Raw genomic sequence first — 14,576 nt, forward strand, 5'->3', positions numbered from 1 at the left:
GGCAGGTACATGCCTGCTTATCTTCTGTTTGCGTTTTTCGCCGTGCTGTTTGGTGGCGCAGCGTTCTCGGCAACGATCGAGGATCTGCCGTGCCAAAATGGATGTGCCAACGATTGCATCCGCTTCAATCGGGGCACTGTCTATGTGGAAAGCGACGGGCAAGCCAAATTGCTGCATCAAGGAATCATCCACAACCTCTCCCGCGTCAGTAACCACTTTCTGAAGCGTCGGCAGAAGGACGCCGAAGTGAGCGGGGACGTGCGAGTCTCGAAGTGGTCCAGCGACCGGATAGGCGTCGAAGTTACACAGACGGTCTTGGCGACGAGTTGTTACCGGCGAGAATCCGGCGGGCGCTATGTCGCATCGGACAGTTGCTGCGGAACGACCTATCAGGTCAGGCTGAAGCTTGTCACGCCGCAGGGGGAAGACGTATTGAACGCTGTGTTCGAGAGTGGATGTTGAAATCCAGTATGCATGTCAAATTCGTCTCGCTTGCGGAGTTCGCCGCCAGGCCTGGCAAGGGATTCCATCACGTTCGGCGCAAGGTCCGGCGCCAGCGATCACTGATACTTCTGGTATTGGCACTTTGTTCATTGCAGGGATCTGGCACGGTTCGGGCGGATGTCTGCCAGCAGCATCACTATGACAATCCGGAGCTGGCGCGCTGCCAGGGCAGCAAATGTCCGGCCTTGTTGCTGACACCGCCGAACCAGTTCCCCGGTCTCAAACTGCTCGCCGCGTGCGACTACCACATGGCAAAGGATGCCGAGGGCGAGCCCGCGGCAAGTGGCGCTTTCTTCTTTCGGGGCGAACAGGTGGTTTCCGGTGTGCTGAGACGAGAACCTTCCGAATTCATCGACGAGTTCACGCTTCTGGGCGCGACCGTGACGTCGTGGCCGGAAAAGCCCCCGCTGTTTTTCCGGGGACGAATCCATCTGCAGTTTCCGGATGCGTTCAAGGCCGAGAAGGCTTTCCTCGCACCAAAACCGGATGCTAAGACGTCGTGCTGGGAGAGCAGGGTGAAACTGAAGATCACCGAAATGCTGTCGGTTTTTGGCTGGGACAATAGCGAGGGCGACTATCCGCAGAAGTACACCGTGCTGGAACAGGGGCCCTACCGGCAATGCCCGGACCCGACGCCGGAGCAATGAGGCAGTTGACCGAGAAGACTCCATTTTCGGCGAGCGTGACGCGGACGCTGCCAGCGTTTCCCCGGTTTTGATTTCCATCAAGGCCGCATTCCGGCACGCCAGCGGAGAATGCCGGCGAACCCCTACTGGAGCCTGGCCATGAGCATTCGTGAATTCCTGATCGACGATCACCGTCATTGCGACGATTTCTTTGCCGCTGCCGAGCAGGCGGTCGAGCGCGGCGACGCGGCCGCCGCCGCGGCGGCCTTCGGCCAGTTCCGCGCGGCGCTGCTGCGCCACTTCGCGGCCGAGGAGCAGACGCTGTTTCCGGCCTTCGAAGCACGTACCGGCATGACCATGGGGCCGACGCAGATGATGCGTATCGAGCACGAGCAGATGCGCGGGCTGGTCGACGTCGCCGAGGAAGCACTGGGCGGCGGCGACCTGGAGGAATTCCTCGGCCAGGCGGAAAGCCTGCTGATCATGATGCAGCAGCACAACATGAAGGAAGAGAACGTCCTCTACCCGATGTGCGACCAGCACCTGGCCGGTGAACCGGCGGTGCTGGAACGTCTGCAAAGCGAGCTGGCTTGATGGACATCCCCGCCGAACGCACGGTAGACGCGCGCTACCTGGAGCCGCCGCAGCCCTTCGTCGACACCATGGAAATGCTGGCGACGCTCGAGCCGGGCGAGGAAATGCTGCTCCTTCTGTTCCGCGAGCCGCATCCGCTCTACCGCGTGCTGCAGCAGAACGGCCATCGCTGGCGGACCGAACTGCGCGCCGACGGCACCTTCGCCGTGCGCATCACCTGCTGAGGCGGTCGTGGCCAGCGGTATGCTCTCCTTCGACCAGGTGCCGCCGCTGGCGGCGCCGCTGCGTTTCTTCGTCACGGCGCCGCTGTTCATCGCGCTCGCCGGGCTGCTCGCCGTGCTCGACGGGCCGGCCATCCTGGCTTCGCGGTGGACGCCGGCGGCGCTTGCCGCCACCCATCTGCTCACCGTCGGTTTCATGCTGCAGGTGATGCTCGGCGCGCTGATCCAGGTCCTGCCGGTGGTCGCCGGCGCCGCCCTGGCGCGGCCGCTGCGGGTGGCGCGTATCGTCCATCCGGCGATCAACCTCGGCGCGCTGGCGCTGGCCGGCGGTTTCCTGTGGTCGGCGCCGGGCTGGCTGCATGCCGCCGGCACGCTGCTGGCGCTGGCCTTGCTGGTCTTCGTCGGTGCCGCCGGCAGCGCGCTGTTCCGGGTGCCGTCGACCAGTCCGAGCATCCGTGGCCTCAAGCTGTCGCTGGTCGGGCTCGCCGTGGTCGGCGGCAGCGGCCTGTTCATGCTGCTGGCGCTGGCCGGCGCCTGGTCGCTGCCCTTGCTGGCGCTGGCCGACCTGCACGCCGCCTGGGGTCTGGCCGGCTGGGCCGGGGTGCTGCTGGCGGCGGTCGCCTACGTCGTGGTGCCGATGTTCCAGTTGACGCCGGGTTACGCGGCGCGGCCGGCGTGGCGCTTCCCGGTTTTCCTGTTCGCCGTGCTGCTTGCCTGGAGCGCCGCGCTGGCGTTCGACGCCGAATGGCCGGCGCGGCTCGGCCGCCTGCTGCTCGCCGCCGGCGGCGCCGCCTTCGCGGTGCAGACCCTGCGCCTGCAGGCCAAACGGCGGCGGGCGCGCCCCGACACCACCTTCCGTTACTGGCAGTTCGGCCTCTACGGCGCGCTGCTGGCGTTTGCCATGCTCGCTGCCGGCGCGCTGTTCCCGGCGCTCGCCGACGATCCGCGGTGGACGCCGGCCTTCGGCCTGGTCTTGCTGCTCGGCGCCTTCGTGCCGCTGATCGTCGGCATGCTGGTCAAGATCGTCCCCTTCCTGCTCTGGCTCGACCTGCAGAACCACGGCCTGGTCGGCAAGGCCTTGCCGCCGATGAACAAGCTGTTGCCCGAGGCGCCGATGCAGCGCCAGTTCCGGGTCTTCGTCGCCGCCGCCGGTCTGGCGCTGGCCGCCGTTTTCCTGCCCGACTGGCTGAGCCTGCCGGCCGGCGCGTTGCTGATCGCCGCCGCACTCTGGCTCGCCGTCAATCTCCTGCAGGCGGCGTGGCGGCACGGCCGGCAGTTGCAACAGGCGCCGGCATGAACACCTACCTGCTGCTGCGCCACCTGCATATCTCCTGCGTCGTCCTCAGCGGCGCCGGTTTCCTGCTCCGCCTGTACTGGATGGCGAGCGCGTCGCCGCGCCTGGATCAGCGCCTGACGCGCACCCTGCCGCATATCATCGACAGCGTACTGCTCGGCAGCGCGCTGTCGCTGGCGCTGTGGAGCGGCCAGTATCCCTTCGTCGATGGCTGGCTGACCGCCAAGCTGGGCGGTCTGCTCGCCTACATCGGACTGGGCACGATGGCCTTGAAGCGCGGCCGGACGCGCGCCGCCCGCCTGCGCTACGGCGCGCTGGCGGTGCTTGCCTACGGCTATATCGTCGGCGTCGCGCTGACCCGCAATCCCTTGCTGTTACCCTGGACTCCTTAGTTGGATGCGCCAGCAGCTCCGTAGCGGCCTTATCTGCCGGGTGAGCGGCCGCTATGGCACGCTGCCCGGCAAACCCTGGCTTCTTCGATAAAAGATAGCGGTCAACTGAGGAATCCAGGGCTATAACTTGCCTAGCTTGCGGTAGAGCGTGTTGCGGCTGATGCCGAGTTGGCGTGCCGCCGCCGAGACGTTGCCGTTGGCCTGGTCGAGCGCGCGCTGGGCGAGCTGGCGGCCGACTTCCTCAAGGCTGCCGACCGGGTTTTCCAGCGGTGCCGCCGCCCACTGTGCTTCGCTGCCGGCGGAGACGGGCGCCAGCGGCGCCTCGAACAGTTCTTCCGGCAGGTGCGATTCATGGACCGTCGTCTCGTCGTCGTCGAGCAGGGCGATGGCGACGCGGATCACGTTGAACAACTGGCGGATGTTGCCCGGCCAGCTGTAGCGCTCGATCACCTGCAGCGCGCCGTCGGTGAAGCGCACCGGGCCGCGCTCGCAGCTTTCGCCGGCGGCCAGCTTGGCGACCAGTTGGCGCAGATCGCTGCGCTCGCGCAGCGGCGGCAGGGTGACGCTCATGCCGTTGAGCCGGTAGTAGAGATCCTCGCGGAAGCTGCCGCGGGCGACTTCCTCGCGCAGCTTGCGGTGGGTGGCGCAGACCAGCGAGATGTCGACCTGGATTTCCCGCGTGCTGCCGAGCGGCGTCACGGCGCGTTCCTGCAGCACGCGCAGCAGCCGCGCCTGCATGTTCATCGGCATGTCGCCGATTTCGTCGAGGAAGAGGGTGCCGCCGTGCGCCTGCTGGATCTTGCCGGGGGCGCCTTCCTTGCGCGCGCCGGTGAAGGCGCCGCCCTGGTAGCCGAAGAGTTCGGACTCGATCAGGCTTTCCGGGATCGACGCGCAGTTGAGGGCGACGAAGGGGCCGTCGGCGCGCGGGCCGCTGTTGTGGAAGGCCTTGGCGAACATCTCCTTGCCGGCGCCGGATTCGCCCTGGATCATGATCGGGATGTCGCGCCCGAGCAGCCGCCTGGCGCGGTCGATCGCCAGTTGCAGGCGGGCGTCGCCGGTGTTCAGGGTGTCCAGCGTCAGCACCTGCGGGCAGGGCGCCTCGGCGCGCCGGGCGGCGGCCGGCCGGCTGCCGCTTTCGGCTTCGTAGACGCGGCCGGCGGCGGACGGCGCGGGCAGGGTGCCGCGCAGCACCAGGTTGATCGTCCGGCCGTTGACCGTGATCGTGCTGTGCCCCTGGCCGTTCTGCCGCTGGCGGTCGATCAGCGTGCCCAGGTTGTTCTCGAAGACCATCGAGAAGTCGCGGCGTACCGCATCGACGCGGCGGATGCCGAGGATTTCCAGACCGTTGTAATTGATCGCCTTGACCTGGCCGTCCGGGCTGACCGCCGCCTGACCTTCCTTGGGGCTGCCGAGGTAATCGGGGCGCGAATGGAAGCAGACGATGATGTCGCCGGCGTGCGCCGACTCGAACAGGCGTTTCTCGGCCAGCGCCGTCGATAGCCGGGCCAGCCCCAGGGTGTGGCGCTGCGTCGCCCGGTAGTCGCCGGAAATGTCGAGGACGCCGATCAGCGCGCCGTCCGGCCCGAAGATCGGGCTGGCGCAGCAGGTCAGGAAGCCGTTGTGTTCGAGGAAGTGTTCGGCGCCCAGCACTTCCACCGCGCGTTCTTCGGACAGCGCGGTGCCGATCGCGTTGGTACCGCGCTGGTTCTCGTCCCACGAGGCGCCGGGGGCGAGGGCGACGCGGTCGGCGCGGTCGACGAAGTCGGGGTCGCCGACGGTGTCAAGCAAGAGGCCGTTGGCGTCGGCCAGGATGACCATGCTGCCCGAGTCGCGGATCTGCTCATAGACATGTTCCATGATCGGCCGCACCTGTTGCAGCAGGTAGCGGTTGCGGTACTGCTCGCTCTTCAGCGCCACCCGGTCGAGCGATTCGACGCCGGGCAGCGCGTAGTTCTCGGTCAGCCCGAAGCGTCGGCAGCGCTCCCAGGAGCGCAGGATCAGCGGATCGATCATGCCCGCCGGCAGTTCGCCGCGTTCGAAAAATGCCTGGCGCGCTTCGCGCAGGCGCGGGCCGTGCAGGCCGGCCACCACTTGTATCTGTCCCATCTTGTCTCTCCTCCGTCCCCGGATGCGTTTTTATGTGCTGTTGTTTCATAACGTAGCACCTGCCCATTTAAGGAGCAATTTTCTGTGCAACGCCGCAGCCGTTAAAGCCAGAAACGTGCCATGTCGTTTCCGGGGAATATTGCCCCGGTTGGCGGCAAAGCGGGGGGAGCGGCCGCCGTTCCGGGGGACTGGCACAGGCCTTGCAGTCAGACCCGGCACAAGCTGTCGTTTCGCATTCACCAAAGGAGACCCCGTGAAGTATTCCACCCATTCCCTCGGCGCCCTGGTCGCCACCCTGTGCCTGGCCACCTCGTCGCTGGTCTTCGCCCACGGCGACGTGGTACCGCAGGCGGTTGATACCAAAGGCCTGAAGCAACTCGGCGCCGATTGGCAGGCCGCCAACCCCTACCGCGAAGACAAGACGGCGATCCGCATCGGCGATTCCGCGTTCAACCAGAACTGCGCGCGCTGCCACGGCCTGGGCGCCGTTTCCGGCGGCATTGCCCCCGATCTGCGCTATCTGCCGAAGGGCGACGAGGGCGACGAAGTCTTCCTGCAGCGCATCCGCAAGGGCGCCGTGCGCGACGGCCGCGTCTACATGCCGCCGTTCGAGGGCACCCTGTCGCAGGAAGCGATGTGGGCGATCCGCGCCTGGCTGGAGACCGTCCATGAGGAATGATCGCCGCCGCTGCCTCAAGGCGCTTGCCGCGCTGCCCCTCTGTCTGGCCCTGCCGGCGGTTGCCGATGCGCTGGAGACGGTGCGCCAGCGCGGCCGTCTGCGCATCGCCGTGTATAACGACTTCCCGCCGTACTCGCTGGCCGGCGGCAAGGGCATCGACGCCGACCTCGGCCGCGCCATCGCCGCCCGCCTCGGCGTCGCCGCCGAGATCGTCGGCTTCAACGCCGACGAGGACATGAACGACGACCTGCGCAACATGGTCTGGAAGGGCCATTACCTCGGCACCCAGCCCGCCGACCTGATGCTCCACGTGCCGGTCGACGAAGGCCTGGCGCGGGCCAACGACAAGGTCCGCATCTTCGGTACCTACCATCGCGAAAGCCTGGCCGTCGCGCGCAATCCGCAGCGCGTGCCGGCGCTTGCCGGCTCCGCCGCGGTGGCGCTGGAAGTGTTCACCCGCGAGAAGATCGGCGTCGAAACCGCCTCGCTCGCCGATTCCTTCCTGCTTTCCGTGCTCAATGGCCGCCTGCGCGAGAACGTCGTGCACTTCACCACCGTCGCCGAAGCCGGTCGGGCGCTGGCCGCCGGCCAGATCGCCGCGGTCCTCGCCCCGCGCGCCGAGCTGGAAGCGGCGCTGGCCGGGCAGCAGCAGGTGGTGCTGGAAAGCGCCAACTTCGCCGAGCTGAAGATCGACGGCTGGCCGCTCGGCATGGCCGTCAAGGCCGAGGAAGCGGCGCTCGCCGAAGCGGTCGGCGCTGCCGTCGCCGACCTGCGCCGCGACGGCAGCATTGCCGCCATCTTCCGCCAGCACGGCATCACTTACCAAGCCAACTGAGGCCAACATGCGCGTCACCTCCTGTTTCCTCCTCGCCCTGTTCGCCGCCGCCGGCGCCAGCGCCGAACCCTACGCCTACGTGCCGAACGAGAAGAGCGCCAGCGTCAGCGTCATCGACACCGCCAGCGATACCGTCGTCCGCCAGTTCCCGATCGGCGAGCGGCCGCGCGGCATCGCCGGCGGCAGCGGCCGGCTCTACCTGACCGACGGCAAGACCGCCAGCCTGCTCATCGTCGACAGCGCCGCCGGCAAGCTGGAACGCCGGGTCAAGGTCGGCGATTCGCCGGAAGGCGTCAGCCTGTCGCCGGACGGCAAGCTGCTCGCCGTCGCCGTCGAGGACGACAACGTGGTCGTCCTGCTCAGCGCCCCGGCGGCGAAGGAGCTGGCGCGCATCAAGGTGCACGGCAAGAACCCCGAGCACGCCGTGTTCAGCCCCGACAGCCGCTGGCTCTACGTCAGCGCCGAAGACGCCGAGCAGGTCGATGTGATCGACGTCGTCGCCCGCCGCCAGGTCGCCAGCATTGCAGTCGGCAAGCGGCCGCGCGGCATTGGCTTCCTGGCCGACGGCAGCCGCGCCTACGTCGCCTGCGAACTGGCCGACAAGGTCTACGCCATCGACGTCGCCAGCCACCAGGCCATCGCCGAGATTCCCGCCGGCCAGTACCCCAACGGCGTCGCCATCCATCCGGACGGCAAGCGCGTCTACATCTCCAACGGCCGCGACGGCTCGGTGATGGCCATCGATGTCGCCAGCAACACGGTCAGCGGCACCGTCGCTGTCGGCAAGCGGCCCTGGAACATGGCGCTGACCCCGGACGGCGGCAAGCTCTACGTCGCCAACGGGCGCTCCGGCAGCGTCTCGGTGATCGACACCGGCCGCTTCGAGAAAACCGGCGACATCGCCGTCGGCGAACTGCCCTGGGGCGTCAGCATCCGATGAGCGCCGCCCGCTACACGCTGCCGGCGATTCTGCTGCACTGGGCGCAGGCGATCCTGATCGTCTGGCTGCTCTGGCTCGGCTGGACGATGACCGACCTGCCCAAGGGCGCCGAACGCAGCGCCGCCTACGGCCTGCACAAATCGCTCGGCCTGCTCGCGCTGCTCCTGGTGGCGCTGCGCCTCGGCTGGCGCCGCTTCCACCCGCCACCGCCCTCGCCGCTGCAAGGGGCGCTGGCCAAGGTGGCCGGCGCCACCCACCTGGCGCTCTACGCCTTCCTCGTCCTCGCCCCGCTCGCCGGCTACCTGGCCTCAGCCTTCACACCCTATCCGGTCAAATTCTTCGGCCAAGAGCTGCCGCGCCTGTTCGCCGCCGAAGAAGGACTCAACGCCGCCTTCAAGCAATTGCACGTGCTTCTGGTGTGGACCGGCGCCGCGCTGATCCTCCTGCACCTCGCTGGCACCCTGAAACACCTGCTGCTGCGCGACGGAACCCTGCAACGCATGTTGCCCGGTGCGCTGTTGCGGAAATGAACAGGTGTTGAAAAATGGAGCAGGTGGGTGACGGTGCCTGGTCTCTATCGGCGGGGCCTGGAAGCTGCGGACCGTCAGCGCATCCGGGAAGGCGTTTGGCCCTGACGACCGCAGCGGCTCAACGCCATTTCTCGTACTTTTGCTGCCGGGCCTCAAGGAGTTCGTCAACCCGCCCCTCAACTGCCTCAACTCGATACTGCTGTCCGTCAAATTTCATCAATCCCACGGGCACGGTCTCGTCTTCGATTTCCGGGAGCTTGTACGTGGAGGACGAAATGGTCGCTTGAAACGCCAGGTCCTGGTAGCCGTTGCTTGACGTCGAAGCTGGTGACAGCGTCAGGGATGCATCGTGCACCGCACCTCTTGAGTCTTCCTGGGAACAGCAGATACAACCGCTGAAGAACTGGCGCCGTGAGTGATACATATTGAAGCCGGCGAGCACCGGCTGCAGTACCGTTCCCCGCTCCACGAACAGCCACAAGGCATCACCCGATGCGCCTTCCCACGCGCAACCAGGCCGCACGATATCCATGCGAATGCCGATCGCCCTCGCGTCGTTATTGAGCTCATGGCGGGCCGAATCGATGGCCAGCGAGCCATGCCAAAAGGCATTTGTCCCACCATCTTCCTGCAATTGTGAAGTGTGCAGCGAGCGGAGGCGTCGCTGCGCCCGATCGACGATTGCCACCGCAAAGCCGATTTCCCGCGTTTCGAACTCTCCGCTGGGTTTGTTCGGCACGAAGAAGGTCGCCACGATGATCTGCTCGGGATCGTCCGCTTTCTCCTGGCAGACCAGAGCCAACTCAGACCACTCATGCTCCTCCTTCTGATTCTGTCCTTCGAAGGTGATCTTTTGCTGATCTCCGAACGTCTCGGCGAGAAGCTTCCGGTCACAAATCGATTGATCCTCGCTCCGGGACCATGCGAATGAACTTAAGAGCATCAGGATGGGTAACAGAAGGAATTTCTTTGGCATTGTGAGTTGTATCTGAATCGGCCGTGCTTGTTGTTCGGAGGTGAGCGAAGTTTTGGCGGCCATGGAGTACAGCGCAAGTAATTGGGGGGTGATGATCCATCGGTCTAAGAAACCGTGGTCAATCCTCCATAAGTCGTAAATATTTATTCTGTGAAAGCTTTTCCAGAAGCTGCCAGAACTTTGTATTTTTTTAAATACCCGGATTTGGTGGTTACTCGCTTAACCATGCAATAAATCTCGAGTGGCTTGGCTTCGAATTTTCGCAACGCATTAGCACGTAAACTATCAACAATTAGTTGAATATCACCCTCGCTTCTTACTTGCTCAGATAGTTCGAATGAAATGGGTCGCTCTTCCTCTGGAACATAGATGCGTCCCTTGTAAGTATTGGCGTTGTAGCTTGATACAAACCCTCTGATTGCGGTGACTTTGTCTTCAATGTATTCTTCGATAATGTATTGAAACGAGTCAAAAGATAAGGTTGGGCGAAGAGGTATCCTCTTGTTGTCTATGTTTGTATGTATTCGAGCAGTATTTGCGGTCTTTGTTTTGTAGATGGGGCGATGAATTTCAGTAATCGCGGTTGTGCACTTTTCAATTACGGAATCTAGCTGGGCTTGTCTAACTATTGGAAGTTGAATTTTATTCTTTTCATTCTCCTCATACAGTTGGCCTAGGGATTTGTTGTAATCAACGTGGAATCCTAGGCTTTCTGAAATTACGTAATCATAAGCAGAATAAACCAAGTGACCGAGCGGAGTGTTATTTGGTGCTGTTGCAACGTGATACGCTGCTGTTCCAAGAACCAGTACCCCGGCTTTTATTTTCCAACTACCTTCCTCTGATGGGAAGGCGAATATTTGCGCCCCTTTTAATGCAGGGGCTTGAGTGATGATTTCTCCGTTTAGTATTAGATGTGTAGTAATTGCCAAAGATCGTTGGAAACCCACCAGCGCTTGAGATACGTCGTAAAGGTCGATTTCATGATCATCTGAATCAGACCCCGAATAGGAAAGCTCAAACTGAACATCATATCTTTTCATGGCTATCAATGATCGGTCTTGGTAAATTATGGTGTAACAGTTATTTGGTTGAAATTGGCTTTGGTGGTTGCCAATAAATAATGTTGGTACGCTTAAATCACTCGTGAGTGATTTGAATGGCATACAGGTTATCTGATGTCACTCTGTTTATCAATCAACAATCATACGGACAGAGCCAACGTCCGCCGTGGAACAATTTTGGGAGGTTGCTTGTGCTCAGGAGGATCGCTAGGCCGGTGACACCAGAATTTGTCTTGGCGGGCGAAAGCGTTGCCAGCATTTTTTGCCCAGCGTAGTTTGCTACCAGTATTGCGTGATGCCAGTCGACGCCAGCAAACATGGCGAAAGCGCAAAGCCGCCCTCATCCCGGCGGAATTTCCCGCCATCACTCAGGTTTACCCGACTCCCGCCCCGCGAGGGCTGTTCTGGAGAGCGGCATGGTCTGGCGTGTTCTGTTCTGTGGCTTGTTGTTCGTCGCTGTCCTTCCACCCGCCCGCGCCGCTGGCGAGGTGCAGCGCAGCGAGAAGGCGGCTTTCCGTGTGGTCGAGCTGAGTGCTGGGCTGGAGCATCCGTGGTCGGTCGCTTTCTTGCCCGATGGCCGTTTTCTGGTCAGCGAGCGGCCGGGGCGTTTGCGCCTGGTCGGGGCCGACGGGCGGCTCGATCCGCGGTCGGTGGTCGGGGTGCCGGCGGTGGTGGCGCGCGGTCAGGGCGGGTTGCTCGATGTCGCGCTGCATCCGCAGTTTGCCAGCAACGGCTGGGTTTATCTGTCCTATGCCGGGGGCGGCGAGGGCGGTGCGGGAACCGAGGTGGCGCGCGGGCGGCTGGTGGGCGACGCCAGCGGCAGCCGGCTGGTCGATCTGCAGGTGATCTATCGCCAGCAGCCGAAGTCGCTCGGCCGCGTGCATTTCGGTTCGCGCCTGGTGTTCGGCGGCGACGGCATGCTCTACATCACCCAGGGCGACCGCGGTGAGATGGAGCGGGCGCAGGCCCCTGGCGATCTGGCCGGCAAGCTGGTCCGCCTGCACGACGACGGTCGGGTGCCGGCCGACAATCCCTGGCGCGGCGTTGCCGGCGCCCGGCCGGAGGTCTACAGCACCGGCCATCGCAGTATGCAGGGGGCGGCGCTGCATCCGCAGAGCGGCGCTTTATGGACGCACGAGCACGGGCCGCAGGGCGGCGACGAGATCAACGTGATCCGGCCCGGCCGCAATTACGGCTGGCCGCTGATCACCTACGGGGTCAATTACGGGCTGGGGACGAAGATCGGCGTCGGTACGCATTTGCCGGGGATGGAGCAGCCGTTGTACCAATGGACGCCGTCGATTGCGCCGTCCGGCATGGCGTTTTACACGGGCGGGCGGTTTCCCGGCTGGCAGGGCAATCTCTTCGTCGGCGCGCTGAAGGCGCAGGCCTTGCTGCGGCTGGAACTGGACGGCGAGCGCGTGGCCGGCGAGGAGCGCCTGCTGGTCGGCCAGGTCGGCCGCATCCGCGATGTCCGGCAGGGGCCGGACGGCTTTCTCTACCTGCTGACCGACGCGGCGGACGGGCGGCTGCTGCGGCTGGAGCCGGTCGCCCGTCCGTGAGGCTCACTCCAGCGAGAGCACCCAGGCGATCGCCTGCCTGAGGTCGTCGTCGCTGATCTTGTCGGCGGGGTGGGGCAGCATCGGTACCGTACCCCAGTTGCCGGACCCGCCGTGGCGGACCTTGTCGAAGAGGGCGGCGGGCGCCTTGGCGTCGCCCCGGTACTTGGCGGCAACGTCCTTGTAGGCGGGACCGACGCGCTTGACGTCGACGGCGTGGCAGGCAACGCAACGCGCCTTCTTGACGATGGCTTCGCTGGCGTGGGCGGACAGGGCAGGGGCGAGCAGGCTGGCGGCGAGGAAGAGGCCGGCGGCGCGGAAGACGGATTTCATGAAAACTCCGGGCATTCGAAAAAAAGGGGGCGGTCGCCCGCCCCCGCAAGTTCCCCGCAAAGGGACAGTGGAGGAGATTCGCTCAGAAGAAGCCGAGCTTCTGTTCCGCGTAGGAGACGAGCAGGTTCTTGGTCTGCTGGTAGTGGTCGAGCATGACCTTGTGCGTCTCGCGACCGATACCGGATTCCTTGTAGCCGCCGAAGGCGGCGTGCGCCGGGTAGGCGTGGTAGCAGTTGGTCCATACGCGACCGGCCTGGATGGCCCGACCCATGCGGTAGGCGACGTTGCCGTTGCGGCTCCAGACGCCGGCGCCGAGGCCGTAGATGGTATCGTTGGCGATCGCCAGCGCGTCGGCTTCGTCCTTGAAGGTGGTCACCGCGAGCACCGGCCCGAAGATTTCTTCCTGGAAGATGCGCATCTTGTTGTGGCCCTTGAACAGCGTCGGCTGGATGTAGTAACCGCCTTCGATGTCGCCGCCGAGGTGGGCGCGTTCGCCGCCGATCAGCACTTCGGCGCCTTCTTCCTTGCCCAGCTTGAGGTAGGACTCGATCTTGTCCATCTGGATCTGCGAGGCCTGGGCGCCCATCATCGTTTCGGTGTCGAGCGGCGAGCCCTGCTTGATCGCGGCGACGCGCTTGATGACGCGTTCGATGAAGGCATCGTAGATCGATTCCTGGATCAGCGCGCGGCTCGGGCAGGTACACACTTCGCCCTGGTTGAAGGCGAACAGGACCATGCCTTCGATCGCCTTGTCGAGGAAGCCGTCGTCCTTGTCCATGATGTCGGCGAAGAAGACGTTGGGCGACTTGCCGCCCAGTTCCAGGGTGGCCGGGATCAGGTTGTTGGCGGCGGCCTGGGCGATGACGCGGCCGGTGGCGGTGGAGCCGGTGAAGGCGATCTTGGCGATGCGCTTGGAGGTGGCGAGCGGCATGCCGGCTTCGCGACCGAGACCATTGACGATGTTCAACACGCCCGGCGGCAGCAGGTCGGCGATCAGGTCGACCAGGATGAGGATCGAGATCGGCGTCGATTCGGCCGGCTTGAGGACCACGCAGTTGCCGGCGCCGAGCGCCGGGGCGAGCTTCCAGGCGGCCATCAGGATCGGGAAGTTCCAGGGGATGATCTGGCCGACGACGCCGAGCGGCTCATGGATGTGGTAGGCCATGGTGTTCTCGTCGATTTCCGAGATGCCGCCTTCCTGCGAACGCAGGCAACCGGCGAAGTAACGGAAGTGGTCGACGGCGAGCGGGATGTCGGCCGCCAGCGTTTCGCGGATCGGCTTGCCGTTGTCGACGGTCTCGGCGTAGGCGAGCAGTTCGAGGTTCTGTTCGAGGCGGTCGGCGATCTTGAGCAAGATATTGGAGCGGGTCGCGGCATCGGTCTTGCCCCACTTCGGGAAGGCGGCATGCGCGGCGTCGAGCGCCAGCTCGATGTCTTCGGCGGTGGAGCGGGCGGCTTGCGTGTAGACCTTGCCGCTGACCGGGGTCACCACGTCGAAGTACTGGCCCTTGACCGGCGCGGTCCATTGGCCGTTGATGAAGTTGTCGTACTTGGCCTTGTAGGCGATTTTTGCGCCAGCGGCGCCGGGGGCTGCGTAGATCATTTTGTCTCCAGTGTTCTCGAAATGGGTTGCGGACAAGTCTTTGGAAATCCGGCGTTGCCTCGGGATCGACGCTGCGCCGTGACTCGTGACCTATCATTCGCACGCCGCGTGCCAGCCCGTTCCTGGTTTTGCAAAGCGCTTGTCAATCAATGGCTTGTGCGCTTGGTTCGGGTGTCTGTCGAGGGCCGGGCTGCTCCATTGATCAACGGCTGTGCAAATTTGGAGCAGTGGCCGGGTGCGCTCGGGCAACAGGCTTGCAACAACAATTCCGTTGTCACATGACGTTGTCTTCGCTATCCTTCCGGCTTCCCATTCCGTCG

At 64.3% G+C, this 14,576-nt stretch carries 16 protein-coding genes; 11 read left to right on the forward strand and 5 right to left on the reverse strand.

Annotated elements, in window-relative coordinates; all coding sequences use genetic code 11:
* Nucleotides 1-9: 9 nt before the first annotated feature.
* From AC0KWY_RS20125 to AC0KWY_RS20150, 6 genes are all read left to right on the forward strand, one after another.
* Nucleotides 10-462, forward strand: a complete 453-nt coding sequence (locus AC0KWY_RS20125; protein ID WP_474027266.1) for a hypothetical protein — start codon at nt 10-12, stop codon at nt 460-462.
* Entirely contained in the window at nt 456-1,151 is a 696-nt protein-coding gene (locus tag AC0KWY_RS20130) for a hypothetical protein (RefSeq protein WP_474027267.1), read from the forward strand. Before AC0KWY_RS20125 ends, AC0KWY_RS20130 begins: the two co-directional genes overlap by 7 nt.
* Before the next feature lie 138 nt (nt 1,152-1,289).
* Complete coding sequence (locus AC0KWY_RS20135; protein WP_474027268.1) at nt 1,290-1,724, forward strand: hemerythrin domain-containing protein; 435 nt, start codon at nt 1,290-1,292, stop codon at nt 1,722-1,724.
* Nucleotides 1,724-1,948, forward strand: a complete 225-nt coding sequence (locus AC0KWY_RS20140; protein ID WP_474027269.1) for a DUF2249 domain-containing protein — start codon at nt 1,724-1,726, stop codon at nt 1,946-1,948. Before AC0KWY_RS20135 ends, AC0KWY_RS20140 begins: the two co-directional genes overlap by 1 nt.
* Nucleotides 1,949-1,955: 7 nt before the next feature.
* Entirely contained in the window at nt 1,956-3,242 is a 1,287-nt protein-coding gene (locus tag AC0KWY_RS20145; protein WP_474027270.1) for a hypothetical protein, read from the forward strand.
* Entirely contained in the window at nt 3,239-3,631 is a 393-nt protein-coding gene (locus AC0KWY_RS20150) for a SirB2 family protein (protein WP_474027271.1), read from the forward strand. Before AC0KWY_RS20145 ends, AC0KWY_RS20150 begins: the two co-directional genes overlap by 4 nt.
* A 120-nt stretch (nt 3,632-3,751) precedes the next feature.
* Here the strand turns inward: AC0KWY_RS20150 and AC0KWY_RS20155 are convergent, their stop codons facing one another.
* Nucleotides 3,752-5,737 (reverse strand): sigma-54-dependent Fis family transcriptional regulator, encoded by a 1,986-nt coding sequence (locus AC0KWY_RS20155; RefSeq protein WP_474027272.1) that lies wholly within the window; start codon nt 5,735-5,737, stop codon nt 3,752-3,754.
* 253 nt (nt 5,738-5,990) lie between these two features.
* Between AC0KWY_RS20155 and pedF the strand changes: the two genes are divergently transcribed.
* Genes pedF through AC0KWY_RS20175 form a run of 4 tightly spaced genes read left to right on the forward strand, consistent with a single transcriptional unit; the run spans nt 5,991 to nt 8,721 of the window.
* Complete coding sequence (gene pedF / locus AC0KWY_RS20160; RefSeq protein ID WP_474027273.1) at nt 5,991-6,416, forward strand: cytochrome c-550 PedF; 426 nt, start codon at nt 5,991-5,993, stop codon at nt 6,414-6,416.
* Entirely contained in the window at nt 6,406-7,251 is an 846-nt protein-coding gene (locus AC0KWY_RS20165) for a substrate-binding periplasmic protein (protein WP_474027274.1), read from the forward strand. Before pedF ends, AC0KWY_RS20165 begins: the two co-directional genes overlap by 11 nt.
* Nucleotides 7,252-7,258: 7 nt before the next feature.
* Nucleotides 7,259-8,191: a YVTN family beta-propeller repeat protein gene (locus AC0KWY_RS20170; protein WP_474027275.1), complete on the forward strand. Its 933-nt coding sequence runs from the start codon at nt 7,259-7,261 to the stop codon at nt 8,189-8,191.
* Nucleotides 8,188-8,721 (forward strand): cytochrome b, encoded by a 534-nt coding sequence (locus AC0KWY_RS20175; protein ID WP_474027276.1) that lies wholly within the window; start codon nt 8,188-8,190, stop codon nt 8,719-8,721. The genes AC0KWY_RS20170 and AC0KWY_RS20175 overlap by 4 nt, the downstream gene beginning before the upstream one ends.
* A 118-nt stretch (nt 8,722-8,839) precedes the next feature.
* Here AC0KWY_RS20175 and AC0KWY_RS20180 read toward each other — a convergent pair whose 3' ends face one another.
* Both AC0KWY_RS20180 and AC0KWY_RS20185 read right to left on the reverse strand, forming a co-directional pair.
* Nucleotides 8,840-9,760 carry a PA3715 family protein gene (locus AC0KWY_RS20180; RefSeq protein WP_474027277.1) on the reverse strand — a complete coding sequence of 307 codons (921 nt, stop codon included), beginning with the start codon at nt 9,758-9,760 and terminating at the stop codon, nt 8,840-8,842.
* Nucleotides 9,761-9,840: 80 nt separating this feature from the next.
* The gene (locus tag AC0KWY_RS20185) at nt 9,841-10,740 is read right to left on the reverse strand and encodes a DUF7946 domain-containing protein (protein WP_474027278.1); all 900 of its coding nucleotides are present in this window, start codon (nt 10,738-10,740) and stop codon (nt 9,841-9,843) included.
* 437 nt (nt 10,741-11,177) lie between these two features.
* On the opposite strand from AC0KWY_RS20185, the gene AC0KWY_RS20190 reads away from it, so the two are divergent.
* Nucleotides 11,178-12,323 carry a PQQ-dependent sugar dehydrogenase gene (locus tag AC0KWY_RS20190; RefSeq protein ID WP_474027279.1) on the forward strand — a complete coding sequence of 382 codons (1,146 nt, stop codon included), beginning with the start codon at nt 11,178-11,180 and terminating at the stop codon, nt 12,321-12,323.
* A 3-nt stretch (nt 12,324-12,326) separates the two neighbouring features.
* Here the strand turns inward: AC0KWY_RS20190 and AC0KWY_RS20195 are convergent, their stop codons facing one another.
* Together AC0KWY_RS20195 and exaC are read right to left on the reverse strand one after the other, a co-directional pair.
* Complete coding sequence (locus AC0KWY_RS20195) at nt 12,327-12,653, reverse strand: c-type cytochrome (RefSeq protein WP_474027280.1); 327 nt, start codon at nt 12,651-12,653, stop codon at nt 12,327-12,329.
* Between the two features lie 82 nt (nt 12,654-12,735).
* Nucleotides 12,736-14,256: an acetaldehyde dehydrogenase ExaC gene (gene exaC, locus AC0KWY_RS20200; RefSeq protein WP_474027281.1), complete on the reverse strand. Its 1,521-nt coding sequence runs from the start codon at nt 14,254-14,256 to the stop codon at nt 12,736-12,738.
* Nucleotides 14,257-14,576: the final 320 nt, after the last annotated feature.

Source organism: Azonexus sp. MM2026_4, assembly GCF_055901855.1.